21 protein-coding genes and 1 pseudogene are annotated in these 24929 nt (G+C 71.8%); 14 read left to right on the top strand and 8 right to left on the bottom strand.

All coding sequences use genetic code 11. The features are described 5' to 3' along the window. Nucleotides 1-17: 17 nt before the first annotated feature. The 5 genes from ACWC24_RS00675 to ACWC24_RS00695 all read left to right on the top strand — a co-directional run bounded on the left by ACWC24_RS00675 (nt 18) and on the right by ACWC24_RS00695 (nt 4425). A complete protein-coding gene (locus tag ACWC24_RS00675) occupies nt 18-641 on the top strand; it encodes an SACE_7040 family transcriptional regulator (RefSeq protein ID WP_450660647.1) in 624 nt (207 codons plus the stop codon). A gap of 106 nt (nt 642-747) precedes the next feature. Further along, nucleotides 748-1905: an acyl-CoA dehydrogenase family protein gene (locus ACWC24_RS00680; protein WP_162469361.1), complete on the top strand. Its 1158-nt coding sequence runs from the start codon at nt 748-750 to the stop codon at nt 1903-1905. Between the two features lie 35 nt (nt 1906-1940). Beyond that, on the top strand, nt 1941-2822 hold the full coding sequence (locus tag ACWC24_RS00685) for an acyl-CoA thioesterase (protein WP_450660648.1): 882 nt from the start codon (nt 1941-1943) through the stop codon (nt 2820-2822). 5 nt (nt 2823-2827) lie between these two features. Next, nucleotides 2828-3811 (top strand): cation diffusion facilitator family transporter, encoded by a 984-nt coding sequence (locus ACWC24_RS00690; protein WP_450660649.1) that lies wholly within the window; start codon nt 2828-2830, stop codon nt 3809-3811. Between the two features lie 263 nt (nt 3812-4074). Further along, nucleotides 4075-4425 carry a hypothetical protein gene (locus tag ACWC24_RS00695; protein ID WP_450660650.1) on the top strand — a complete coding sequence of 117 codons (351 nt, stop codon included), beginning with the start codon at nt 4075-4077 and terminating at the stop codon, nt 4423-4425. Nucleotides 4426-4552: 127 nt separating this feature from the next. Here ACWC24_RS00695 and ACWC24_RS00700 read toward each other — a convergent pair whose 3' ends face one another. Then, a complete protein-coding gene (locus ACWC24_RS00700) occupies nt 4553-5341 on the bottom strand; it encodes a phosphatase (RefSeq protein WP_450660651.1) in 789 nt (262 codons plus the stop codon). Between the two features lie 102 nt (nt 5342-5443). Next, complete coding sequence (locus ACWC24_RS00705; RefSeq protein ID WP_450660652.1) at nt 5444-7078, bottom strand: helix-turn-helix domain-containing protein; 1635 nt, start codon at nt 7076-7078, stop codon at nt 5444-5446. Between the two features lie 189 nt (nt 7079-7267). Between ACWC24_RS00705 and ACWC24_RS00710 the strand changes: the two genes are divergently transcribed. The 8 genes from ACWC24_RS00710 to ACWC24_RS00745 all read left to right on the top strand — a co-directional run bounded on the left by ACWC24_RS00710 (nt 7268) and on the right by ACWC24_RS00745 (nt 15764). Beyond that, entirely contained in the window at nt 7268-8731 is a 1464-nt protein-coding gene (locus ACWC24_RS00710) for a sodium:solute symporter (RefSeq protein ID WP_450660653.1), read from the top strand. A gap of 54 nt (nt 8732-8785) precedes the next feature. After that, nucleotides 8786-9751, top strand: a complete 966-nt coding sequence (gene speB, locus ACWC24_RS00715) for an agmatinase (RefSeq protein ID WP_450660654.1) — start codon at nt 8786-8788, stop codon at nt 9749-9751. Continuing rightward, nucleotides 9748-11433 (top strand): thiamine pyrophosphate-binding protein, encoded by a 1686-nt coding sequence (locus ACWC24_RS00720; RefSeq protein WP_450660655.1) that lies wholly within the window; start codon nt 9748-9750, stop codon nt 11431-11433. Before speB ends, ACWC24_RS00720 begins: the two co-directional genes overlap by 4 nt. Before the next feature lie 206 nt (nt 11434-11639). After that, nucleotides 11640-12179 carry a hypothetical protein gene (locus ACWC24_RS00725; protein ID WP_450660656.1) on the top strand — a complete coding sequence of 180 codons (540 nt, stop codon included), beginning with the start codon at nt 11640-11642 and terminating at the stop codon, nt 12177-12179. 81 nt (nt 12180-12260) lie between these two features. Next, nucleotides 12261-13118: a DUF4097 family beta strand repeat-containing protein gene (locus ACWC24_RS00730; RefSeq protein WP_450660657.1), complete on the top strand. Its 858-nt coding sequence runs from the start codon at nt 12261-12263 to the stop codon at nt 13116-13118. A 113-nt stretch (nt 13119-13231) separates the two neighbouring features. After that, the gene (locus tag ACWC24_RS00735) at nt 13232-14257 is read left to right on the top strand and encodes an ATP-binding cassette domain-containing protein (protein ID WP_450660658.1); all 1026 of its coding nucleotides are present in this window, start codon (nt 13232-13234) and stop codon (nt 14255-14257) included. Next, nucleotides 14254-15036, top strand: coding sequence for an ABC transporter permease (locus tag ACWC24_RS00740; protein WP_450660659.1), 783 nt, complete (start codon nt 14254-14256; stop codon nt 15034-15036). The genes ACWC24_RS00735 and ACWC24_RS00740 overlap by 4 nt, the downstream gene beginning before the upstream one ends. Before the next feature lie 71 nt (nt 15037-15107). After that, nucleotides 15108-15764: a DinB family protein gene (locus tag ACWC24_RS00745; RefSeq protein ID WP_450660660.1), complete on the top strand. Its 657-nt coding sequence runs from the start codon at nt 15108-15110 to the stop codon at nt 15762-15764. 94 nt (nt 15765-15858) lie between these two features. Here the strand turns inward: ACWC24_RS00745 and ACWC24_RS00750 are convergent, their stop codons facing one another. From ACWC24_RS00750 to ACWC24_RS00765, 4 genes and pseudogenes are all read right to left on the bottom strand, one after another. After that, nucleotides 15859-16662, bottom strand: a complete 804-nt coding sequence (locus ACWC24_RS00750) for an endonuclease I family protein (protein ID WP_450660661.1) — start codon at nt 16660-16662, stop codon at nt 15859-15861. A gap of 217 nt (nt 16663-16879) precedes the next feature. Then, nucleotides 16880-19177 carry a glycosyltransferase family 39 protein gene (locus ACWC24_RS00755; RefSeq protein ID WP_450660662.1) on the bottom strand — a complete coding sequence of 766 codons (2298 nt, stop codon included), beginning with the start codon at nt 19175-19177 and terminating at the stop codon, nt 16880-16882. A 155-nt stretch (nt 19178-19332) separates the two neighbouring features. Next, nucleotides 19333-19712, bottom strand: a pseudogene (locus tag ACWC24_RS00760) (PIN domain-containing protein). After that, complete coding sequence (locus ACWC24_RS00765; protein ID WP_450660663.1) at nt 19658-20101, bottom strand: ALF repeat-containing protein; 444 nt, start codon at nt 20099-20101, stop codon at nt 19658-19660. The pseudogene ACWC24_RS00760 and the gene ACWC24_RS00765 overlap by 55 nt, the downstream one beginning before the upstream one ends. Nucleotides 20102-21749: 1648 nt before the next feature. Here ACWC24_RS00765 and ACWC24_RS00770 point away from each other — a divergent pair. After that, on the top strand, nt 21750-23954 hold the full coding sequence (locus ACWC24_RS00770) for a trypsin-like serine protease (RefSeq protein ID WP_450661022.1): 2205 nt from the start codon (nt 21750-21752) through the stop codon (nt 23952-23954). A gap of 16 nt (nt 23955-23970) precedes the next feature. Here ACWC24_RS00770 and ACWC24_RS00775 read toward each other — a convergent pair whose 3' ends face one another. Together ACWC24_RS00775 and ACWC24_RS00780 are read right to left on the bottom strand one after the other, a co-directional pair. Next, nucleotides 23971-24498: an ALF repeat-containing protein gene (locus ACWC24_RS00775; RefSeq protein ID WP_450661023.1), complete on the bottom strand. Its 528-nt coding sequence runs from the start codon at nt 24496-24498 to the stop codon at nt 23971-23973. Beyond that, complete coding sequence (locus tag ACWC24_RS00780) at nt 24499-24687, bottom strand: hypothetical protein (RefSeq protein WP_450660664.1); 189 nt, start codon at nt 24685-24687, stop codon at nt 24499-24501. It lies immediately after the preceding gene. Between the last annotated feature and the right edge of the window lie 242 nt (nt 24688-24929).

Consider the following 24929-nt stretch of genomic DNA (forward strand, 5'->3'; position numbering starts at 1 on the left):
TGTCTAGAATTGCTTCCATGGCCACGAGAACCGACGCCCCCACCCGGCGCGAGCAGATCCTCAGGGAGGCCGCCCGGCTGTTCGCCGAGCGCGGCTTCCACGGTGTCGGAGTCGACGAGATAGGTGCCGCGGTCGGCATCAGCGGCCCCGGGCTCTACCGGCACTTCCCGGGCAAGGACGCGATGCTCGCGGAGCTGCTGGTGGGGATCAGCGGTCAGCTGCTGACCGGCGCGCGCCGGCGCCTGGAGGAGGCGGACGGCGGGTCCGCCGAGGTGGTCCTCGACTCGCTCATCGAGGGGCACATCGACTTCGCGCTCGACGACCGCCCGCTCATCACCCTGCACGACCGTGAGCTGGACCGGCTGCGCGACAGCGACCGCAAGCTGGTGCGCCAGCTCCAGCGGCAGTACGTCGAGCTGTGGGTCGGGCTGGTGCGCGAGGTCTATCCGGCGCTGGCCGAGCCGGCCGCCCGCTCGGCGGTGCACTCGGTCTTCGGCCTGCTGAACTCCACCCCCCACCTCGGCCGCCCGGGGTCCCTGCCGGGGCGCGCGGTGACGGCGCGGCTGCTGCACCGGATGGCGCGCGGCGCCCTGGGGGCGGCGGCCGGCCCCGAGGAGCCGGAGGCCCCCGCGCGGGCGTGACGAGCGTTACGGCCGATCCCCTCGACGCCTGTCACTACCGGCCGGTACGGTTGATCTGAGCAAGCGCTTAGACAGCCGACGACGGCAAAGACCTGGAGGTGGCGGCGTGCGCCGTACGGTGTTCAACGAGGATCACGAGGCGTTCCGGGAGACCCTGCGCGCCTTCATCGAGGCCGAGGTCGTCCCCGTCTACGACGAGTGGTTCGCGGCCGGCCAGGCGCCCCGCGACTTCTACTACAAGCTCGGCGAGCTGGGCGTCTTCGGCATCCGCGTCGACGAGGAGTACGGCGGCGCCGGCATCGACTCGTACAAGTTCGAGGCCGTGGTCTACGAGGAGACCGCCCGCGCGGGCATCACCTTCGGCGGCTCCGGCGTGCACGTGCTGCTCGGCCTGCCCTACATCAAGCTGCTCGCCACCGACGAGCAGAAGAAGCGCTACCTCCCGAAGTTCGCCTCCGGCGAGGAGATGTGGGCCATCGCGATGACCGAGCCGGGCACCGGCTCCGACCTCGCGGGCATGAAGACCACCGCCAAGCTCTCCGAGGACGGCACGCACTACGTCCTCAACGGTTCCAAGACCTTCATCACCGGCGGTGTGCACGCCGACCGCATGATCGTCTGCGCCCGTACCTCCGCGCCCACCGCCGAGGACCGCCGCCACGGCATCTCCCTGTTCGTGGTGGACACCAAGGCCGAGGGCTACTCCATCGGCCGCAAGCTGGACAAGCTCGGCCTGAAGACCTCCGACACCGCCGAGCTGGCGTTCGTCGACGTCAAGGTCCCCGTCGAGGACCTCCTCGGCGAGGAGAACAAGGGCTTCTACTACCTCGGCCACAACCTCGCCTCCGAGCGCTGGGGCATCGCCTTCGGCGCCTACGCGCAGGCCAAGGCCGCCGTCCGGTTCGCCAAGGAGTACGTCAAGGAGCGCACCGTCTTCGGGCAGACCGTGGCGTCCTTCCAGAACACCAAGTTCGAACTGGCCGCCTGCCAGGCCGAGGTGGACGCGGCCGAGGCCGTCGTCGACCGCGCCACGGAGGCCCTCGACGCCGGTGAGCTGACCCCCGCCGAGGCCGCCAGCGCCAAGCTGTTCGCCACCGAGGTCGCCCACCGCGTCATCGACCGCTGCCTCCAGCTCCACGGCGGCTACGGCTTCATGAACGAGTACCCGATCGCCCGCCTGTACGCGGACAACCGCGTCAACCGCATCTACGGCGGCACCAGCGAGATCATGAAGTCGATCATCGCCAAGGACATGGGTCTGTAAGGTCCGCGCAACTCCCCGCCGGTAGAAATGGCTGCATGAGTCAGGCACTTCAGTCTCTCCTCGATCTGCTCGACCTCGAGCAGATCGAGGAGAACATCTTCCGCGGCCGGTCCCGGTCCGCCGTCGTCCCGCGCGTCTTCGGCGGGCAGGTCGCGGCGCAGGCGCTGGTCGCCGCCGGGCGGACGGTCCCCCCGGACCGCCTCGCCCACTCCCTGCACGCGTACTTCCTGCGGATGGGCGACCCGGGCGCGCCCATCGTCTACAACGTCGACCGCATCCGCGACGGCGCCTCGTTCACCACCCGCCGGGTCGTCGCCGTCCAGCACGGCAAGCCGATCTTCGGCCTGTCGGCGTCCTTCCAGACGTACGAGGACGGACTCGACCACCAGGCCCCGATGCCCGCCGCGCCCGACCCCGTCACCCTGCCCACCTCCCAGGAGCGGCTGCGGGGCTACGACCACCTCGACGCCGAGGTGGTGGAGCGGTTCCTGGAGGCGCGCGAGGCGATCGACCTGCGCTACGTGGACGAACCGCCCTACGGGAAGTTCGGCGAGCCGCGCGAGCCGCACTCCCAGGTGTGGTTCCGCACCAACGGCAAGCTCGAAGGCGCCATCGACGAACCGCTGCTGCACGTCGTCCTCGCCACCTACGTCTCCGACATGACGCTCCTCGACTCCGTCCTGCTCGCGCACGGCCGCGGCGGCTGGGCGGTGGGCGACGTCGTCGGGGCCTCCCTGGACCACGCCATGTGGTTCCACCGCCCGTTCCGCGCCGACGAATGGCTCCTGTACGACCAGGAGTCGCCGTCCGCGTACGGCGGCCGGGGCCTCGGCCAGGCGCGGATCTACACCCAGGACGGCCGGCTGGCCATCTCGGTGATCCAGGAAGGCGTGGTCCGCGTCCCTCGGGAACACTGAGGGGCATGGCCGAGGGGAAAGCACCAGCAGCACACGACGGCGAGAGCGTCTTCACGGTGATCGTGGCCGCTCTCGCCAATCTCGGGGTCGCGCTCGCCAAGGCGGTCGCCGGCGTGATCAGCGGGTCCAGCGCGATGCTCTCCGAGGCAGCGCACTCGGTCGCCGACACGGTCACCGAGGTGCTGCTGCTGACCGCGCTCAAACGCAGCGGGAAACCGGCCGACGAGGACCATCCCCTCGGCTACGGCGCCGAGCGTTACATCTGGGCGATGCTGGCCGCCGTCGCCACCTTCGTCGGCGGCGCCGTCTTCTCGTTCTACGACGGCCTCCACACCCTGGTCGACGGCGAGGACCTCGGCGACCCGCTCGTGTCCTACGTGGTCCTCGCCGTCGCCTTCCTGCTGGAGGGCTTCTCCCTGCGCACCGGCGTCCGGCAGGCCCGCGGCGAGGCGGAGCGCACCGGGACCCCCTTCCGGCGCTATCTGCGCCGGACCCCCGACACCGCCGTGAAGGCGGTCGTCATGGAGGACTCCGCCGCCCTCGTCGGCCTCGTCCTCGCGGCCGGCGGACTGCTCGGCGGGCAGCTCACCGGCTCCGGCGTCTGGGACGGCGTCGCGTCCCTGCTGATCGGCCTGCTCCTGCTGTGCGTCGCCTGGATCCTGGGCCGCTCCAACGCCGAACTCCTCATCGGCCGGCCGCTGCCCGAGCCCGTGCGGCTGCGCATCCGCGAGGAGCTGCTGGCGATCGAACACATCGAGGCCGTACTGGAACTGACGACCCTGGTGCAGGGGCCGCGGGAGGCCCTGGTCGCCGCCAAGGTCGACTTGCGGGACACGTCGAGCGCGGCCCAGATCGAGCGGGCCTGCGAGCGGGCCGAGCAGCGACTGCGGGCGGCCTTCCCGGTGGTGAGCCGGGTGTACCTGGACCCGACGCCGGGCCCCGTGCGCCGGGTCGTCGCCCGAGGTGACGAGTCGCGGGTGCAGGACTAGGCTCGTTTATTGAACGCCGCAGGACACGGCACGACCGGCCGAGGCGGTTTTCCGGCCGGACGGCCCGCGTCCGCGGTGACGCGCGCGTGAAACCCGTACCGGACGACCCCCTCACGACCCGAAGGCGTCGGCGGCCCCGCGCGTACCTCTCCTGAATACGCGGTGATCCCGAGACCGCGCCGCAGCGCTTCGCCCCTGTGGCAGCGGCCATCAGCCTCGCGCGTTCCCCCGGACCGCGAGAAACGATGGAACGAGGTTTTTCCATGCGAGCCCAACGAGTGAGGCGCCTCTTCGCGGCGTCCGCAGCCGGTCTGCTTCTGGCCGGTGGTGCCGCGATCGGCGCGGCGGGTACCGCCTCGGCGGCCACCCCGAGCCAGGCCCCCGGCCACGCTCCCAGCCACAACCGCTACTGCTACGACTACGCCGGCTACGGCCGCTGGTGGAACAACGGCAACTGCGGCTACAGCTTCGGCTACAGCGGTTGGCGCGGCTGGAACAACAACTGGGGCAACTGGAACAACAACTGGGGCAACAACTGGGGCAATTGGAACAACAACTGGGGTAACTGGAACAACAACTGGGGTAACTGGGGCGACTGGGGAGGCTACCGCTGACCACACCGGTCCGACCCGGGCCAGGTGAACGCGCGATGCGCGGCCCCGCTCCCCGGGGCCGCGCATCGCGGCGTCGCACGGCCCGCTTCGGTGCCGGTGGGCCGTACCCGACCGGGCCGCCGCCGGCTCAGGCCAGTCCGGCCTCCGCCAGCAGAAACGCCGTCATCGGGTCGTAGTAGCGCGGGCTGAGCACATGGTCGTCCAGCGGTACCGCCACCTGGAGGGTGCCCTCCGCCTCGGCGAGGAAGAGCGCCGGGTCGTTGCAGTCGGCGTAACCGACGGAGTCGATGCCGTGCTGCCCCGCGTAGCCCGCCCAGCCGTGGTCGGCGACGACCAGATCGGGCAGCGGACGCTTCTCGCGCTCCAGCGCGGTGAGGATCGCGCGCATCGGCTCCCCGGAGTGGGTGTGCCACAGGGTGGCGCCGTGCTCCAGCACCGCCACGTCCGCGAACTGCATGACGTAGCCCTCGTCGGTCTGCAACAGGTCCGGGATGACGACGATGTCACAGCCCGCGGCCCGCAGCGCGGCGGCGGTGGCCCGGTGCACGTCGAGCAGGCCGCCCGGATGACCGGTGGCGAGCAGCACCCGCTGCCGGCCCTCGGCCGCCTTGCGCAACCGGCCCGCCAGCCGCTCCAGGGCGGCGACGGTCAGCTCGGGGTCGATGGTGTCCTGACCGTACCGGTACGCGGCGTCGTCGTTGACGCCCACCCGCTCCGCCATCACCGCGAGCACGTCCTGCTCGTCGCTCCAGCGGTCACCGAGCTCCAGCCCGAGCCAGTAGTTGCGGTCGCCGTTCGCCAGCTTGCGGTAGTGGGAGAGGTTGTTCTCACGGGGGGTGGCGACGTCCCCCGCGATGCGCGTCCGTACGAGGTGGTCGACGAGTTCGGCGCGGCTGGGTGTCCCGGGTATCGGCATGGTCCCCATTGTGAGGCAGCGGGCCGGGTGCGCACCCGACGTCCCGCACGCTGGGACATGCGTCACTCACCAGGGTCCCTGCCCGCCGTCAAGGCCCGTGCGTCACCGCTGTTTCAGCGCGAACCACAGCTCCATCCGTACGTCCGGGTCGTCCAGATCCGCGTCCAACAGCGCCGCGCACCGGGCGATCCGCTGCCGCACGGTGTTGCGGTGCACTGTGAGGGCCACCGCCGTACGGTCCCAACTGCCGTGCAGGGAAAGCCAGGCGCGTAGGGTCTCGGTGAGGGCGGGGGTACCGGCGACCGGCGCCAGCAGCGCGCGGGCGTGGGCGATTGCCTCGTCGTGCGGGACCAGTTCCGCGAGCCCGGGGCGGTCGCCGTGGCGCACCAGCGGAACGCGGGTGGCCCGCGCGCGGGCCAGGGCGCGGGCCGCCTGGACGTCGGCGACCGGCCAGTCGCGCGCGGCGGCGGGCGCGCTCACGCCCAGCGTCCAGCCGGGCTGCCCGGGGGGCTCCCGGTCGTCGGGCACCAGGACCCGCACCACGCCGTCGGAGAGATCGACCAGCGCGGAACCGAGCGCCGCGCCCAGTGCGGAGGCGGCCACCGGCCCGGCGGTCTGCCCGTCCGGGAGGGCGTGCACGACCCGACCGCGCTCGGCGCCCAGCAGCGGGGCGACCGTCTCCGGCGTGCCGCCCAGCAGCAGACGTACCAGTGCCGAGCAACGGGCCGCGCCGGTGCCGCTCTGGTGCTCGCCGGTCAGGAGGGAGAGCAGCACGGCCGCCACCGAGGCGACGGTGTGGTCGGCGGGGTCGCGGCGCGGGGTCGCGACCCCGAGCACGAAGCCCTGACCGGTGCCGAGGGCGTAGGCCGCGAGATGGACGCCGGCGGTGGTGTCGGTGGCGGTGGTGGACAGCCGGCTGGTGACCACCCGCGCGAGCCCGGCGAGCGCCGGCCGCACCGGATCCGCGGCTCCCGCGCCCTTGATGCCGCCGCTGGTGCCGCCTTCGGTCGTCGCGCCGGCTCCGGCTGCGCTGTGCCGGTCCACCGTGCCCCCGGGCGCTGCCGCCGTGGCCGTCGGGCCCCCGGCCGCCGCGGCCACGGGCAGGCGGCCCGCCGTGGCGAGTTCCGTCCCGTCCGGCCCGTACAGCACCGTCCAGCCGCTCACCCGCTGGGCCAGCCGGCGCAGCACCGAGGGCACCGGGTCCGTGCGGGAGGCGGCTGCGGCCAGGCTCTGCTGGGCCTCCGTGATCCGGCGCAGTTCGGCCAGCCGGGACTGGGCCATGAGCTGCCAGACCGCGCGGGCCACGCCCGAGAACGTGGTCTGCGGGGGCACCTCCAGAAGCGGCAGCGCGTGCGCCTCGCAGGCCGCCACCAGCGCCCGCGGCACCGTGTCGTGCACCGGCGCCAGCCCGAAACCGAGGGCCGCGCCGCCCGCCGCCACGATCCGTGAGACGTAGTCGTCGAAGTACTCCTCCCACCCCTCGGCCTCGTCCGTGCCGGCGGGACCCCCGCCCGGGGCCACCGTCCGCGGGACGTGCACACCGGCGGACAGCAGCAGCTCGCCGCCCAGCAGGTACGGGTAGGGGTCCGCCATCTCGGAGGTGTGCACCCAGTGGATCACCAGATCCGGGTCCGACGGCCCCGCGATCTGCCGCAGGGCCAGGCCCTCCCGGGCCAGCAGCGCCGACAGCGTGACGGGCGGCGTGGGCGGGACCGCCGGTGCGGAAGTGTCCGGCATGGTGTGCGTTTCCTCCTTCCGAGACGGTTCAGGTGGAGGAAACGTACACTTCGCCGTCGCTTTCCGGCCACCTAGTGTCAGTGCCGACCGGCCGCCGCGGGTACCGGCGTATGTCCCCGCGCACCGCGGCCGGCCGTCCCCCGTACCCGCACGACACGCCACCGACCGAAGCGCGAAGGAGGGCCCCGCATGGCCGTCGACTACACAGTGATCGTCGTCTATCTGGCCGGCATGCTGGCCATGGGCTGGTGGGGCATGCGCCGCGCCAAGTCCAAGAGCGACTTCCTCGTGGCGGGCCGCCGTCTCGGCCCTGCCATGTACTCCGGCACCATGGCCGCCATCGTGCTCGGCGGCGCCTCCACCATCGGCGGGGTCGGGCTGGGCTACCAGTACGGACTCTCCGGCGCCTGGATGGTCTTCACCATCGGCCTCGGACTCCTCGCCCTGTCCGTCTTCTTCTCCGCCCGTATCGCCCGCCTGAAGGTCTACACCGTCTCCGAGATGCTGGACCTGCGCTACGGCGGCCGGGCGGGCGTCATCTCGGGCCTGGTCATGTGGGCGTACACCCTCATGCTCGCCGTCACCTCGACCATCGCCTACGCCACGATCTTCGACGTCCTGTTCGACATGAACCGGACCCTCGCGATCGTCCTCGGCGGCTCGATCGTCGTCGCGTACTCGACGCTCGGCGGTATGTGGTCGATCACGCTCACCGACATGGTGCAGTTCGTGGTGAAGACGATCGGCGTGCTGCTCCTGCTGCTGCCCATCGCGGTGATCAGGGCGGGCGGCTTCGACGAGATGAAGGCCAAGCTGCCCACCACCTACTTCGACCCGCTGGGCATCGGCGGCGAGACCATCTTCACCTACGTGCTGATCTACACCTTCGGCATGCTGATCGGCCAGGACATCTGGCAGCGCGTCTTCACCGCCCGCAACGACCGGACGGCGAAGTGGGGCGGCACCGTCGCCGGCACCTACTGCCTGGCGTACGCCCTCGCCGGCGCCGTCATCGGCACGGCCGCCAAGGTCCTCTACCCGGACCTGGCCAGCCCGGACGACGCCTTCGCGACCGTCGTCAAGCACGAACTGCCCATCGGCGTCCGGGGCCTGGTGCTGGCCGCCGCGCTCGCCGCCGTGATGTCGACCTCCTCCGGCGCCCTCATCGCCTGTGCCACCGTCGCCAACAACGACATCTGGTCGCGGTTGCGGGGCGGCCTCGGCGGGACGGCCGAGGACGCGCACGACGAGGTCAAGGGCAACCGCGCGTTCATCCTGATCATGGGGGTCGCCGTCATCGGCACGGCCATCGCCCTCAACAACGTGGTCGAGGCGCTGACCGTGGCGTACAACCTGCTCGTCGGCGGACTGCTCGTGCCCATCCTCGGCGGACTGCTGTGGAAGCGAGGCACCGTGCAGGGCGCCCTGGCCTCCGTCGTGGTAGGCGGTCTCGCCGTGATCGGCCTGATGGCGACGTACGGCATCCTCGCCAACGAGCCCGTCTACTACGGCCTGCTGGCCTCGCTGGCCGCCTACCTGGTGGTCTCCCTGGCCACCCCGGCGACCGACGCCACCGTGCTCGCCGCCTGGCGCGAGCGGCTGGCCGGCCGGACCCCCGAATCCGAGCCCGAGCCGGTTCCGGTCGCCCAGTAAAGTCGGGGAACAAGCAGCACATACGCGGCGACGCATAGGAAAGAAGGCAGCTCCATGACCGGTGAGACGCCCCGCGGGCCCGTCGACTCCTCCCGCGTACCGCGGTACGCCGGCCCCGCGACGTTCGCCCGGCTGCCCCGCCTGGACGAGGTCGGCGCCGCCGACGTCGCCGTCGTGGGCGTGCCGTTCGACGCGGGCGTCTCCTACCGGCCCGGCGCCCGCTTCGGCGGCAACGCCATCCGCGAGGCGAGCAGGCTCCTGCGCCCCTACAACCCGGCGCAGGACGCCTCTCCCTTCGCGCTCGCCCAGGTCGCCGACGCCGGTGACATCGCCGTGAACCCGTTCCACATCGGCGAGGCCGTGGACGGCATCGAGGCGGCCGCCGAGGGCCTGCTCGCCACCGGCGCCCGGCTGATGACCCTCGGCGGCGACCACACCATCGCGCTGCCGCTGCTGCGCTCGGTCGCGAAGAAGCACGGCCCGGTCGCGCTGCTCCACTTCGACGCGCACCTGGACACCTGGGACACCTACTTCGGCGCCGAGTACACCCACGGCACCCCGTTCCGCCGGGCCGTCGAGGAGGGCATCCTCGACACCGAGGCGCTCTCCCACGTCGGCATCCGCGGCCCGTTGTACGGGAAGAAGGACCTCACCGACGACGAGAAGATGGGCTTCGGCATCGTCACCTCCGCGGACGTCTACCGGCGCGGCGCCGACGAAATCGCCGACCAGCTCCGGCAGCGCATCGGGAACCGTCCGCTGTACATCTCCATCGACATCGACTGCCTCGACCCGGCGCACGCCCCCGGCACCGGCACCCCCGAGGCCGGCGGCATGACCTCCCGCGAGCTGCTGGAGATCCTGCGCGGCCTGGCCTCCTGCCACCTCGTCTCGGCGGACGTCGTCGAGGTGGCGCCCGCCTACGACCACGCCGAGATCACCGCGGTGGCCGCGTCCCACACCGCCTACGAACTGACCACGATCATGACCCGCCAGATTGCCGAGGCCCGAGCGAAGTGACCCACGACCACGACCTCGAACTCCGTCCGACGCCCGCCCAGACGGAGGCGGCGCTGAACCCGCCCCCCGGCCGTATCGGCGGGGACCTGGTCGTGGAGACCCTGGCCGGGCTCGGCGCGACCACCGTCTTCGGTCTGCCCGGCCAGCACGCCCTCGGCATGTTCGACGCGCTGCGCCGCTCCGACCTGCGTTACATCGGCCTGAGGGTGGAGAACAACGCGGGGTTCGCGGCGGACGCGTACGGCCGGGTCACCGGTGAGGCGGCACCCCTGCTGCTGTCCACCGGCCCCGGCGCGCTGACCTCGCTGGCCGCGCTCCAGGAGGCGGCCGCGGCCTCCGCCCCCGTACTGGCGATCAGCAGTCAGATCCCCACCGCGGGGCTCGGCGGCGGCCGCCGTGGCTATCTGCACGAACTGCCCGACCAGGCGGCCTCGTTCCGGGGCGTCGTCAAGTCCGTCCACACGGTCCGCGCCGCCTCCCAGATCCCGTCGGCGATCGCCGCGGCCTGGAAGTCCGCGCTGAGCGCCCCGCACGGTCCGGTGTGGGTGGAGATCCCGCAGGATGTGCTGCTGGCCGAGACCTCCCTGCCGGTGGTCACCGCCGTCGACGCGACGCCCGAGGAACTGCTTCCGCGGCCCGAACTGACCGCCGTGGCGGCCGATCTGCTCGCCCGCGCACAACGTCCGGCGATCATCGCGGGCGGTGGAGTGGTCCGGGCGGACGCCTCCGGCAAGCTGAGGAAGCTGGCCGAGAAGCTGGACGCGCCCGTGGTCACCACCTTCGGCGGCAAGGGCGCCTTCCCCTGGAACCACCCGCTGTCCCTGCAGTCCTGGCTGGAGGACCGGCACACCACGGACCTCCTGGAGGACGCGGACGTCCTGCTGGTGGTGGGCTCGGGCCTGGGTGAACTCTCCTCCAACTACCACACGTTCACGCCGCGCGGCCGGGTGATCCAGATCGAGGCGGACCTCGGCAAGCTGGAGGCCAACCACCCCGCGCTCGGCATCCACGCGGACGCCCGAACGGCGTTGCAGGCGTTGCTGGAGACGGTGCCGGAGCGGGTGGACCCGAGTGCCCGCGACCGGGTGAGCACCCTGCTCGCCAAGGTCGCCGAGCGCATCGACGCCCAGGAACTCACCCTGGAGCGGCAGGTGCTGGAGTCGGTCCGCCGGGCCCTGCCCGACGACTCCGGGTCCTTCTGGGACATGACGATCCTCGCCTACTGGGCCTGGTCGGCCTTCGACGCGAAGGCGCCCAACGCCATGCACTCCGCGCAGGGCGCGGGCGGCCTCGGTTACGGCTTCCCGGCAGCGCTCGGCGCGGCCGCCGCAGACCCGTCCCGCCCGGTCCTCGCCGTCTCGGGCGACGGCGGCGCGCTGTACTCGATCGCCGAGCTGGCCACGGCGCGGCAGTACGACCTGAATGTCACCTGGCTGATCGTCGACGACGGTGGCTACGGCATCCTCCGCGAGTACATGACCGATACCTTCGGGCAGCCCACTGCGACCGAGCTGAGCCGCCCGGACTATGTGGCGCTGGCCGAGTCGTTCGGGGTCCCGGGTATCCGTACGAGCCCCGAGGCGCTGGAGGCGGACCTGGCGAAGGCGCTGGCGGCCCCGGGTCCGTCGGTGGTCGTCCTCCCGGCTCTGCTGCGGATGTTCGCGCCGACGCACCTCGGCTGAGGTGGCGTACAGCGGGTGGTGCCGCTGGTGGCGCCACGTGGTGCCACCAGCGGCACCAGACAGGATCGAGATTCCATGTGGTGCCGGGCCGACGCCTCTCCCCGTCGGCACGTTTTAGCAGGTCAGACATAGTGGGCGCATCTAGGTGCGCCCACTTTTCCTTTGCGTGCTTGCGTGTGGCGCCATAGTGGTGCCATGATGGCGTCATGGACCTCACGCCGTATGTCGACTCCCTCCGCCGCGAACTCGCGGTGGCCGCCGAGGCCGGCGGCGAAGAAGCTCGCGAGCTGGCCGAGCGGCTCACCGCCCCCCTGGAGTCGGCGACCCGCCTGACCATGCTCAACGTGCTCTCCGCCGCGATGGACGAGATCACCCGCGATCTCGCCCCCGGCTCGGTCGACGTACGGCTGCGCGGACTGGACCCCGACTTCGTGGTGACACCACCGCCGCGCGACGAGCCGTACCAGGACAGGAGCGGGCCCGCCGAGCCGCTCACCGCACCGGCCCCGGCACCCGCCGACGCCGACGAGGGCGGCACCGCCCGCGTCAACCTGCGCCTGCCCGCGCATCTCAAGGCGCGCGCCGAGGACGCCGCCGGCCGCGAGGGCCTGTCGGTCAACGCCTGGCTGGTACGGGCCGTGTCGGCCGCGGTCGACGGCGGCACCGCGTCGCCCGCGGCCGGGAAGACCCGCTCCACCAGTGCCACCCGCACCGTCGGGCAGAGCTTCACGGGCTGGGTGCGCTAGCCGCGCCCGCCCCGCCCCGCACCACCCACACCACGTCCCACCTGCAGGGACGCCACGAGGACTCAAGAGGACGGGACAGCCATGCCTTCTTTCGACGCTCCTTTCCAGACCCCCGAACCGATCTCGGTCACCGCCCAGGTGGAAGCCGGATCCATCCGCTTCATCGCCGCCGACCGTCTCGACACGCTCGTCGACGTCCAGCCGCGCGACCCCAAGAAGGACCGGGACGTACGGGCCGCCGAGCAGACCGAGGTGCGCTGGGCGAGCGGCCTGCTGACCATCAGGACGCCCAAGGGGCGCTGGGGCGTCGGACCCTCCGGCGTCGCCGACGTGACGGTCGAGCTGCCCGCGGACTCGCGGGTGGAGGTGGCCGGCGCCTGGACCCAGGTGCATGGCGAGGGCCGCCTCGGCGAGGTCCGGGTGAAGACCTCGTCGGGCGACGTCCGCCTCGACACCACCGGCCCGCTGCACCTGACCGCGTCCCACGGCAGCGTCACCGTCGACCACGTGCACGGCCCGGCCGAGATCACCACCAGCTCCGGCAGCCTGCGCGTCGGCACCGTCGAGGGCCAGGCCGTCCTGAAGAACTCGCACGGCACCACGACCGTCGACGAGGTCCAGGGCGATCTGCGGGCCAGCGGCGCCAACGGCGACATCTTCGTCGGGCGCGCCGAGGGCTCGGTCACCGCCACCACCGCCCACGGCACCCTGCGCGTCGGCGACGTCGCCCGCGGCACCGTCCAGCTGGAGACCTCCTACGGCGCCATCGAGATCGGCATCCGCGAGGGCACGGCCGCCTGGATCGACGCCGGCTCGGGCTCGGGCCAGGTGCACAACGTGCTCACCGCCTCCGACGGCCCGGCCGAGTCCGAGGACACGGTCGAGGTCAGGGCCCGTACCCGCTACGGCAACATCGACATCCGCCGCGCCCGCTCCTGACCTGCCCCCGGCCGCGTACGGCCGGGGCCACCGCACCGCACCGCTTCGCACGCCTCCGCACGCGTTCGCACGTCTTCGAGGGGGAGGACCCCATGCCTTTTTCTGTCATGCCCATGCCTAAACCACCTGTGCCCGGACGGTCGGACGGCGGGCGGCCGCCCGCCGCCGTCTCCGCCGTCGGGCTGCGCAAGTCGTACGGCGACAAGACCGTCCTCGACGGCATCGACCTGCGGATCCCGGCCGGGACGGTGTTCGCGCTGCTGGGGCCGAACGGCGCCGGCAAGACCACCACCGTGCAGATCCTGTCCACGCTCGTCGCCGCGGACGGCGGACAGGCCCAGGTCGCGGGCCACGACGTCGCCGCGTCGCCGGACGGCGTGCGCGCCGCGATCGGCGTCACCGGGCAGTTCGCCGCGCTCGACGACCTGCTCACCGCCGAGGAGAACCTGCTGCTCATGGCCGACCTGCTGCGCCTCGGCAAGCGCGAGGGGCGCAAGCGGGCCGAGGCGCTGCTGGAGCGGTTCGGCATCGCGGACGTCGCGCACAAGCGCGCCGCCACCTTCTCCGGCGGTATGCGGCGCCGGCTCGACCTCGCCATGACCCTGGTCGGCGACCCGGAGGTGATCTTCCTCGACGAGCCCACGACCGGTCTCGACCCGCGCAGCCGCCGCACCATGTGGGAGACGGTGCGCTCGCTGGTCGCGGGCGGCGTCACCGTCTTCCTCACCACGCAGTACCTGGAGGAGGCCGACCAGCTGGCGGACCGGATCGCGGTGCTCGACGGCGGCCGGATCGTCGCCGAGGGCACCGCCGCCGAGCTCAAGGCACAGATCCCGGGCAGCCACGTACGCCTGCGGTTCACCGGCCCCGACGAGTACGAGCGTGCCGTCGCCGCCTTCCCCGGCGCGGTCCGCGACGACGAGGAACTCGCCCTGCGCGTCGCGGGCGACGGCGGCCTCGACGCGCTGCGCGCCCTGCTCGACCGGCTCGACGCGGCCGGGGTGGCCGCCGCCGACCTCTCCGTGCACACCCCCGACCTCGACGACGTCTTCCTCGCCCTGACCGGCGACGGCGACACGGGCACCGACCTCGGCCCCGACTCCGACTCAGCGCTCCACATGAAGGAGACCCGGCGATGAGCACCCTCACCTACGCCGTGCACGACTCGATGACGATGCTGCGGCGGAACCTGAAGCACGCGATCCGCTATCCGGCCGTGGGCTTCGGCGCCGCCATGATGCCCATCCTGATGCTGCTGCTGTTCGTGTACGCCTTCGGCGACTCGATCGGCGCGGGAATGGGCGGCGGCCGGGACGCGTACGTGAACTATCTGACCCCCGGCATCATCATCATGGGTGTGGCCGCCGGCTCGATGTCCACCTCGATCGCGGTCTGCTCCGACATGACCGAGGGCATCATCAACCGCTTCCGCACCATGAACATCACGCGTTCGTCGTTCATGACGGGACACGTCGTCGGCAGCGTCATCCAGACGATGCTGAGCGCCGTACTGGTCGTCGGCGTCGCGCTCGCCGTCGGTTTCCGCTCCGGGGCCACCCCGCTGGAGTGGCTGGCCGCGGCCGGACTCCTCACGGCCGTCGCCTTCGCGGTGACCTGGCTGTCCACGGCGCTCGGCCTGATCTCCAAGACCGTCGAGTCCGCGAGCAACAAGCCGCTGCTCATCCAGTTCCTGCCGTTCCTCGGCTCCGCGTTCGTGCCCGCCCGGTCCATGTCCCCGGGCCTGCGCTGGTTCGCCGAGTACCAGCCCTTCACCCCGATGACCGAGACCCTGCGCGGCCTGCTCTCCGGCTCCGCGATCGGAAACGCCGGCTGGATCTCGCTCGCCTGGTGCGCCGGCATCACCCTGGTCGGCTACCTCTGGTCGCGCTCGCTCTTCAACAGCAACACCAAGCGCTGAGCGCCGGCGGCACCACCGCCCTCGTCCCCGCCCCCGCTCCGGGCGGGGACGGCCGTTGGTACGGTCCCGTCATGTCTGAAGCGCGCCGCACCTCCGATCCCGTCACCGCCGACGACGTGACCACCGTCGTCCGACTGGCAGCCGATGTCCTGCGATCGGCGGAGGCGGCCGACTGGGACGCCAAGGCCGGTTCACTGGAGTGGAGTTGCTGGGAGACGGTCGAGCACCTCGCCGACGACCTGTTCGCCTACGCCGCCCAACTGGGCCCCGAGCGACCGCCGTCGGACCGGGAGGTCCCCTTCCTGTGGAGCCCCAGGAGGCCCGGCGGCCCGGCGAACGTCGTCTTCGCGGACCGCGCCGCGGGACCGGCCGGACTGGCGCAAGTGCTGGAGGCCAGTGGCGCGTTGCTGGCGGCCATGGTGCGCACGACGGCGCCGGCCGTCCGGGCGCACCATGCCTTCGGCGCCGCCGACCCCGAGGGCTTCGCCGCCATGGGGGTCGTCGAGACCCTGGTGCACCTGCACGACGTCGCCGCCGGACTCGGTGTCGCGTGGACTCCGGACGCGGACCTCTGCGACCGGGTCCTGACCCGGCTCTTCCCCCACGCCCCGACCGGCACCGACGGATGGGCCACCCTGCTGTGGGCCACCGGCCGCGGGGAGATCGAGGGGCACGCGCGCCTGACGCGCTGGCGCTGGTACGGCGCTCCCGCCGCGCCGGACGCCTGAGCCCGGACGCCTGGGGCTCGTACGCCTGGGTCCCGCACGCCGACGAGCCGGCCGCCCCGCCCGGGGCGACCGGCTCGACATGCTGTGCGGCGGGTTACCAGATCGCCTCGACCCACTCCGGGTGGTCGATGAACGGGTTGCGGTTGTGCTGGTAGGTGTCGTAGATGACCTGGTTGCGCCGCTCCTCGAAGGCGCTCGGCGGGTCCGCCTCGTTCCACGCCTTGAGGACGGAGAGCTTGCCCATGTACGGGTTGCTGCCGTTGTTGACCTGCTCGTTGGGCTCCAGGTTCGCGAAGCCGTCGTCGCCCTCGTAGCGGACCGCCATGTAGAGGATCATGCGGGCCACGTCGCCCCTGTCGGCGGCGCGCGGCTGGAAGGAGTCGGAGTCGACCAGGCTGCCGCCGCCGTTGGTGACCGCGCTGCCGCCGTTGTCGAAGTCCAGGTTGCCGCGGATGCTGTTGACCTGGACGTCCGCGGCCCGCAGGTGGTGCAGGTCGGTGCCGGGACCGGTGACCTCGCCGAAGTCGCCGTGCGACTTGGCCCAGGTGTGCTCGCGGTTCCAGTCGCCGACGTCGCCGCCGTTGAGGGTCTTGCTGCGCGAGACGCCGCTGTACAGCAGGAGCACGTTGCTGCTGTTGTTCGGGTCCTGGTCGGTGACCTTGAGCGCGTCCCAGACCGCGGCGTAGGAGATCTTGGTCTGGCTGCTGATGATGGTGTGCAGCGAGGACTTCAGGCTGGTGCCGGTCTTGCCGATCGCGTTCTTGTAGTACGTCGAGTCGTACGCGGTCGTGGTCGCCGCGGCGGGGGACGCGGTGAGCGCGGGGGCGGTCAGTCCGACCAGGACGGCGGCGGTGGTGAGGGCCACCGACTTCCATCGGTGCAGGTGTGTCGCCAGCATGTGGGGGTCCGATCTACGCGTGTTGATTGAAGGCGGCAACCGGGAGAATGGCATGGACATGTAGACGTGGCAATGAATCTGGCATGTCCATCTGATGGCGGGGGCGGGCAAGTCGGGTTTTGTCTACGCGAGTTGATGGCCGTGGTGGAGGAATGGCCGAAACGGCCCCTGCGATCCACCGGGATCCAGGGGCCGTTCGGGTGCGGAGCGGGTCGGTTCAGCCGACGTCCGACGGGTCCAGCCGGTAGAGCGTCGAGGACGACTGTCCGTTCTGCGCACCGGAGTCGGAGTCCGAGTCGGACTTGGAGCCGGAAGTGGATCCGGAGCCGGACTCCGAGTCCGACCCGGTGCTCGCCGTCTTGCTGTACTCGCTCTCCTTCACCGCGGTCGCGTGCTTCTGCACCCAGGCGGTGACGGCCGAACTGGCGCTGTTGCCACCGCCCATGCCACCGCCCATGCCCCCGCCGCCGATCTGGATGTAGTGCAGCTCGCCCTTCTTCACCAGCTCCTCGAGCTTGGCGACCGTCATGCCGTTGTCGCTGCCGGTGAAGCCGAACATGGAGATGACGGGCTTGTGGGTGCTCAGGATCAGCTGTCCGGCCGACTGCGAATTGGACACCGCGAGCAGCCACTTGGCGCCGTCCTGGTGCTTCTCCAGGTACGCGACCAGCTCACTGCTGGTCTCGCCGCCCATGCCGCCGCCCATGCCCCCGCCGCCGAAGCCGCCCCCGCCGCCGGGCTGTCCGCCCGAGCCGTTCGGGGCCGTACCGCCGGGAAACGTACCGTTCTCGCCATCGGGGAAGCCGCCGGGGAAGCCACCGGCCTGGCCGCCCTCGCCGTCGCCTTCGCCGTCGCCCGGGAATCCGCCGTTCCCGCCGCCCTCCGGGGCGCCGCCGGGCATCGTGCCACCGGCTTCCTGGTTGCCCTGCCCGGTCCCACCGGGCAGTTCGCCGCCGCCGGGGCCGCCGAAGCCGCCCCGGCCACCGCCGCCCCCGCCGCCGAAGCCGTTGCCGGTCGAGGGACCGGCGGTCGGGTTGGTGCCGCCCATGCCGCCGCCACCGGAGCTCGCCGGTACGGAGACCGCGTACGCCGTCGGACCCGCGAGGCCCGCCACGACCGCGGCGGCCACGGACACGGCCAGCAGCCGGGCGCGCCGGCCGCTGCGAAACAGGACCAGGCCCACGACCGCCAGCGCCATGACCACCGCGACGACCGGCCACAGCCAGCCGTTCCAGTCGGTGGCCCGGCGCAGCAGCACGACCGCCCAGACGCCGGTGACCGCGAGCCCGGCGGGCAGCACCCACGACCAGCGCGCGTCGCCGCCGCGCAGGGCGCGCAGCAGCATCACGCCGCCGCCCCCGCACAGCACCGCGATGCCGGGCGCGACCGCGGTCGTGTAGTACGGGTGCATCGTGCCCTCGGCCATGGCGAAGGTCAGATAGTGCAGCAGCGTCCAGCCGCCCCACAGCACCAGCGCGGCGCGGGTGAGGTCGGTGCGCGGGGCGCGCCCGCACAGCACCAGACCGCCGGCCAGGGCGACGGCCGCGAACGGGATCAGCCAGGAGATCTGGCCGCCCAGGATGTCGTTGAACAGCCGGCCCAGGCCCGCGGTGCCGGAGAAGCCGCCGCCTCCGCCTCCGCCGCCCCCGCCGTTGCCCTCGCCGCCGAGGACCCGGCCGAGGCCGTTGTAGCCCATGATCAGGTCCCAGGCGGTGCCGTCCGTCGAACCGCCGATGTACGGCCGGTCGTCGGCGGGCACGAGGGAGACGGCCGTCGCCCACCAGAAGCTGGAGACGGCCAGGACCACGCCCGCGAGCAGCAGGTTCACGATCCGCTTCGCGAGCTTCGGCGTGGCCGCGTAGAGGTAGACCGCGAAGACGGCGGGCAGCGCGATGTAGCCCTGGAGCATCTTCGTGTTGAACGCGAGGCCGAAGCAGGCGGCCGAGCCGAGCAGCGGCAGCAGCCGGCCGTTCGTGGTGGCCCGCAGGGCGAGGGCCGCGCCCGCCACCATGAGGAACACCAGCAGGGTGTCGGGGTTGTTGTCCCGGTTGATGGCGACCGTGATCGGGGTCAGTGCGAGCACCAGGGCGGCGACGGCCGCGGCGCCGTGGCCCCACACCCGCTTCACCGAGGCGTGCAGGATCCAGATGGTCGCGAGCGCGACCAGGATCATCGGCAGCATCATCTGCCAGGTCCCGAAGCCGAAGATCCGGCAGGACAGGCCCATCACCATCAGCGCGAGCGGCGGCTTGTCCACGGTCATGAAGTTGCCCGCGTCCAGCGAGCCGAAGAACCACGCCTTCCAGCTCTGCGTGCCGCTGAACACGGCGGAGCTGTAGAAGCTGTTCAGACCGGAACCGGAGAGGTTCCAGGAGTAGAGCACCCCCGCCAGGAGCAGGATCGCGATCAGCGCGGGGAGCGACCAGCGGGGCGACCCCTGCGGCGTCGGTGGCGTGACCGGCGGCGGGTCGGGGGTCACGGTGGGCTGGGGGAGTGGATCGGTGGCAGATGTCACCACTGCACCATGCAGACGCCCGATGGGTGCCGACTGTGGCGAAGCTGAGGGCAGCCTGTGGGTGTGCGGCCGAGGGGGGACCCACTGCGGCCGGTTGTCGCGCGAGAGGCGTTGCGGAGCGCGCCCGGTGCCCCTGCCGGTGTGCCGGGCGGGAATCAGAGCTTGATGACGGTGGCGTGCCCGCCGCACAGCGCCATGATGTCCTCCGGATCGCAGGTCAGGACCGTCACCGGACCGGGGGCCGCGGGAGCGGTGGCGCTGAGCATGGCGTCGATGGCGTATCTGTGGCCGTGCGGGCCGGCGTCGGAGAGGAGGGCGGCGGCGTGACGGGCGATGGGCTCGGTGACCGGTTCGACGACGAGGCGGGACAAAGTCCGTTCCAGGGCCGGCCGATTGATCCGCGGGTGGATCACTTCCACGAGGGGGCCGCGGAAGTGATCACCCGCAGGTCTTCGGCGCGGGCGAGGGCGAGCCGTCCGGTCAGTGCTCGGTCGCGCAGAACGGCCTTGGCCGGCCCCTCGCTGTGGAGGACCAGGGTGCCGTCGGGGACGGCGGGGGAGGGGCGGTGTCGGCGCTGCGCGCCACCGCCTTGCCGCCGGTGGACGAGACGGTGGTGGTGGCGACCCGGAGATCTTCGAGGACGGCCGGTCCGAAGCCCGACTGCAGGAACGCGGCGATCGCGGCGTCGCCGTTGTCGAGGGCGGCGGAGACCTCCCGGCGCAGGCCCTTGCCGGCCTGGTCCAGGCCGCGGACGATCGCGACCCGGTTGTCCTCCGCGGTCCGCCTCGGCAGTGTCTCGGCGAGGAAGGCCTGGATGTCGGCGTCCGCCCCGTAGAGAGCGTCGGCGGCTGCGGCCTTGACGCCCTTGCCAGCGGTCAGCCAGGCCCTGACGACCTTGGCGCGCTCGGTGTCCGGCAGCGGCACCGGTTCGGGTGCGGTGCCTTCGGTGGCGGCGGGGACCGGTATCAGGACCGCGGGGCGGCCGCGACGGCGGTCACGGCGGCGAGCGCACCGAGCACGCGGCGGCGACTGCAGAAAGCTGTCTGCACAAGGGGATTTCCTCGCATGAGAAGTGGGATGAGCACCGCTGAAAGCGCGCGGGCAGGATCCGGCACGGGTATACGTGGAAACGTCAGTGAATGGCGGAGGCTCTACCGACTCGTAACGGTGAAAGCTGAGTTGAAATACCGGAAGGTCGTAGGCCTCATGGAGGCGTTACTCGATCGCCCCCCCACGTAACCCTTCGGGGTGGTGAAGGTCGCGCCTGACATACCGTCAAGATCAGGTGTTGCGGTAGTTGTTGAGGAGTGGGCGACACCTCGGGCTTACGTTCTGATGGTTGCGCTCATGAATGTCGTGCAGGTCCGCGAGCCTCGCGGTGAGAGGCCGGACGAGCCTTTGCGAAGCGGCTGCGCCTCCCTCGACATGAAGGGCGTTGCGCGGACCTGCCATTCCGCTTCGAGGTGCGGAGTGCGCTGGGGGGACATGGCGCAATGGCCGCGGAGCGGCGAAGGAATCGACTTGTTGCGCGGGTTCTTGGCGCTGCGGCGCAAGACGCGCTTGCCGCGCTCGTCACGTCCGCCGGTGTCCTTGTCCCGCCGAGCGCCTCGCATCGCTGGATGAACCTCCCGGGGAGGATCAAAAAAGCGCCCAGGGCAGAGGTGGGCGGCACAAGTTTCCCATGTTCCCCCTGAAATAGGTGTCGATGTCATCGATTACCGGCGGAAGGATTGCACGGATCACGCGGGTAAATTCACGCCCAGGGCAAACACGTCCGATTTATCCCGCATGGGGCACGTGTGTGCGTCGAGCGGGTGCGAGGGAATGTGAGGGGGCCGTGAAGGCGTCGGCGGGTCGGATCTCCCGTTGCCGATCCATTACCCGACGCTTGCGTTCTGTTTGCGCGCGGCTTGCAGGGCATTCACGGCGAGTTGGCGTATGTGGCGGTCGGAGCTGGGCTTATGTCCACTTCTGTGCAGAACGTGACGGCTGGACAAAGTCTTGATCATGAGATTTCATGGCGCGGTCAAGGGTTCCCGTCCGGGATGTACAAGCGCTTTCACGGTCCATTGCCCGAGCGACTTGATGCCTCCCCGGCCCCTGGTCGCATCGTGCGGCAAGGCGGGCAGGCGGGACTTTGAGTGGCTTTCTGGGGGCGGGGCGCCGGGGTTCCACAGGGGGGGGTGAGCTCATGGGTATGCGTTTGCAAGCTTTTTCTTTGTTATGTCGAGATTCGTTCTTCCGTACATCCTTGAGTGTGTTCTTGCCGCTGGGCACGGCTTTGAGGCCCGCCTTTCATTCCGTGTTCCGGGGTTTTCGGAACCGACGACAAAGGCTGTGGATCAAGACTGTGATGAAGGCATATGTGCGTACCGCGCTTCGGGCGCGGCCGGGCCGCGGGAGACTTGGGCGGCGTGTTGTGGGTCTGGCGGCGCAGGGTCTGCCGGGTGGGCCCGCCGGGGCGCGCGCGTCGGTCGCCGGGGCGGCTCCGGTCGCGGGTGAGGCCGCGGGGTATGCGGTGGAGGACTTCAACCATCCGCAGGCGGACAAGGTCCTTGCGGAGCAGGACGTCATGCTCACCCCACACGCCAGACCCCTCCGGCTCGCCGCGCTGGCCGCGACCCTGATCGCCGCGCCGCTCGCCCTGTGCGCCGCGCCCGCGCAGGCCGTCACCGGCCCCGCCGTGACCGCCGCCGACACCACCTACGGCTACACCGCCCGCCTGGACATCGGCAACGGCACCCGTGCCTGCTCCGGAGTCCTCGTCGACCCCGAGTGGCTGCTCACCGCGGCCAGTTGCTTCGTCGACGACCCCGCCGCCGGCCTGACCGTGCCGGCCGGCGCGCCGAAGCTCGCCACCACCGCCACCATCGGCCGCAGCGACCTGACCGGCACCGCCGGTGTGGTCCGCAACGTGGTCGAGCTGGTCCCGCGCACCGACCGCGACCTGGTGCTGGCCCGTCTCTCCGGCCCGGCGACCGGTGTCACCCCGATCGCCCTGGCCACCGCCGCGCCGACCGTCGGCGAGACGCTGAGCGCCGTCGGCTACGGCCGCACCAAGGACGAGTGGGCCCCCCTCGCCCTGCACACCGGCGCCTTCTCGGTGGACGCCTCCGACGCCACCACCGCCACCGTCACCGGCAAGGACGGCGTGTCCGTCTGCGCCGGCGACACCGGCGGCCCCGAGTTCCGTGTCACCGGCGGCAAGGCCCAGCTCGCGGCCATCAACAGTCGCTCCTGGCAGGGTGGTTGCTTCGGCATCGCCGCCACCGAGACCCGTACCGGCGCCGTGGCCACCCGCGTCGACGACCTCGGCTCCTGGGTCACGTCCAAGGTCAACGCCACCCGGGTGAACGACTACAACGGCGACGGCATCGAGGACATCGCGATCGCCGACCCGGAGGCGACCGTCGGCACCCACACCAAGGCCGGTCTGGTGCGGGTGGTGTACGGCGGGGGCAAGGGCACCGCCGAGATCACCCAGGACCTGGACTGGGTGCCGGGCGGTGCGGAGAACAACGACGGCTTCGGCGCGGCCATGGCGACGGTCGACTACAACCAGGACGGCTACACCGACCTGGTCGTCGGCACGCCGAACGAGGACGTCGGCGATGTGGTGGACGCCGGCTTCGTCGATGTGCTGTACGGCGGCCCCGGCGGCTTCGGCACCGGCCCGGCCGCGCTGCACCTGGAGCAGGGCACCGGCTCCGGCGCGATCGCCGGGTCGACCCCCGAGACCGGCGACAACATGGGCTACTCGCTGGCGGCGGGCACGACCGCGGCGGGCGAGCCGTGGCTGGTGATCGGTGTGCCGGGCGAGTCGATCGGCACGGTGGCCAAGGCGGGCGAGATCTTCTACCTGCGCGGCACCACCAACGTGGCCGTCCACCAGGAGAAGACGGACGTGCCGGGCACGGCGGAGGCCAACGACCGCTTCGGCACCTCGGTCGCCGGCGATGCCAACCACATCGCGGTCGGCATCCCGAACGAGGTCATCGGCACGCTGGCGGCCTCCGGCGGCCTCGCCGTCTTCGACCACAAGCTGAACGCGGGCGGCATCCCGACTCCGCTCGCCGGCATCGACCAGGACACCGACGGGATCTCCGGCGCGGCCGAGGCGGGCGACCAGTTCGGCTCCTCGCTGTCGATGACCGAGTACCGTCCGGCCGGGGCCGCGGCCGCGACCGACTCGATCCTCGCGGTGGGTTCGCCGGGCGAGTCGCTGACCGTGAGCGACGTCGACAAGGCGAACGCGGGACGCGTGGTGACCCTGCAGATCACCGCCGCGGGTGTGGTCAGCCAGATCGGTGACATCAGCCAGGAGGGCGACGACGTGAGCGGCGGCGCCGAGGTGGGTGACCGCTTCGGTGAGCGGGTGGCGGTCATGAACACCGCGCCGCGCGCGGTGAGCACCGCCGCGACGATGAAGCTCGCGGTCGGCGTCCCGGGTGAGGCGGTCGGTACGGCGGCCAAGGCCGGCGCGATCCAGACCTTCTCGCTGCTGGGCGCCCCGGGCGGCTCCGACTACTGGGTCCAGGCGGGCGCCGCCGGACTGCCGGGCACCCCGGCGGCCAACCAGCAGGTCGGCATCAGCATCGCCGCGACCGGTACGAACCTGTACGTCGGCATGCCCTACGGCCCGTCGACGTACGGCGCGGTCCACGTGCTGCCCTGGTCCAACGTGACCGGCGGCACCGTGGGCGCGGTCACCACGTACGCCCCCGGCACCGGAGGCCTCCCGGCCGCCGGCGTCCGCTTCGGCGCCGTCGTGAAGTAACCCCCCGAAGCACCGCCTAAAAGCCTCCGGGACCCGACAACAGGTCCCGGAGGGCTGTCGGCGTGTGCCCCGGCCCCGTCTCCCCTCGCCTCTGCGGGTATGGGCATGGCCGACGCTGTGCCTGGGAGCGTGACGGCCTGGCGGGCATGAATCCGAGCAGGCCGGCGAGCACCCCACCGCCGACCTGACCGCGAACGGTGGGACCACCACCGTCGAAGTCGCCGAGGGCGGCGTCGGCCGCTTCGGCGACCGGCTTGCCACCGGTGCTCATGGCGGTGGCCGTGGCCACCCGGAGGTCCTCGTCGACGGCGGAGGTGAAGCCGCCGTCGAGGAAGTCGGCGATGGCGCTGTCGCCGTTGCCGAGGGCGGCGGTGCCCGCGCGGCGCAGGCCGGCCCCGGCGTTCGCCATGCAGGCGAGGACGGCGGCGCGCCGGCCCTCCGCGGTCGCCGCCGGCAGGTGTTCGGTGAGGAAGGCGGTGATCTCGGCGTCGCCGCCGACGAGCGCCGTGGTCGCGGCGGCCTTGACGGTCTGTCCGCCCGTCAGTCACGCCTTGACCGCCTTCGCCCGGTCGGTGTCCGGTAGGGCGAGCGGATCGGCGCCTGCGGTGTCGTCGGCGGCGGCCGACGTGGCGACCGCCAGGTCGAACCCGAGGGCGGACACCGCCACCATCGCGGTGCTGCCGGTGACCATTGTGCGGAGGAAGTTCCGCCTGCTCCACTGCTTCACGCGCATTGTCCGACCACACCCCCGTGTCTTCGGCCGTTGTTTCGCGTCGCTGGATGAACCCCCTGGGGAGGACCAAAAGGCACCCGCGAAATGGATAAGCGGTGCAAGGGCCCCACTGTCCTCCCTCCCGAAGCAGGGGCCGATGCCATCGATTACTGGCGGAAGGATTGCGCAGATGGCATGGATGAATTCATACCTACGGCAAACGGTACGCTTTATCCCTTATGGAGGTGACCGCGTGCGCCGGG

It is taken from the genome of Streptomyces sp. NPDC001443, assembly GCF_053597355.1.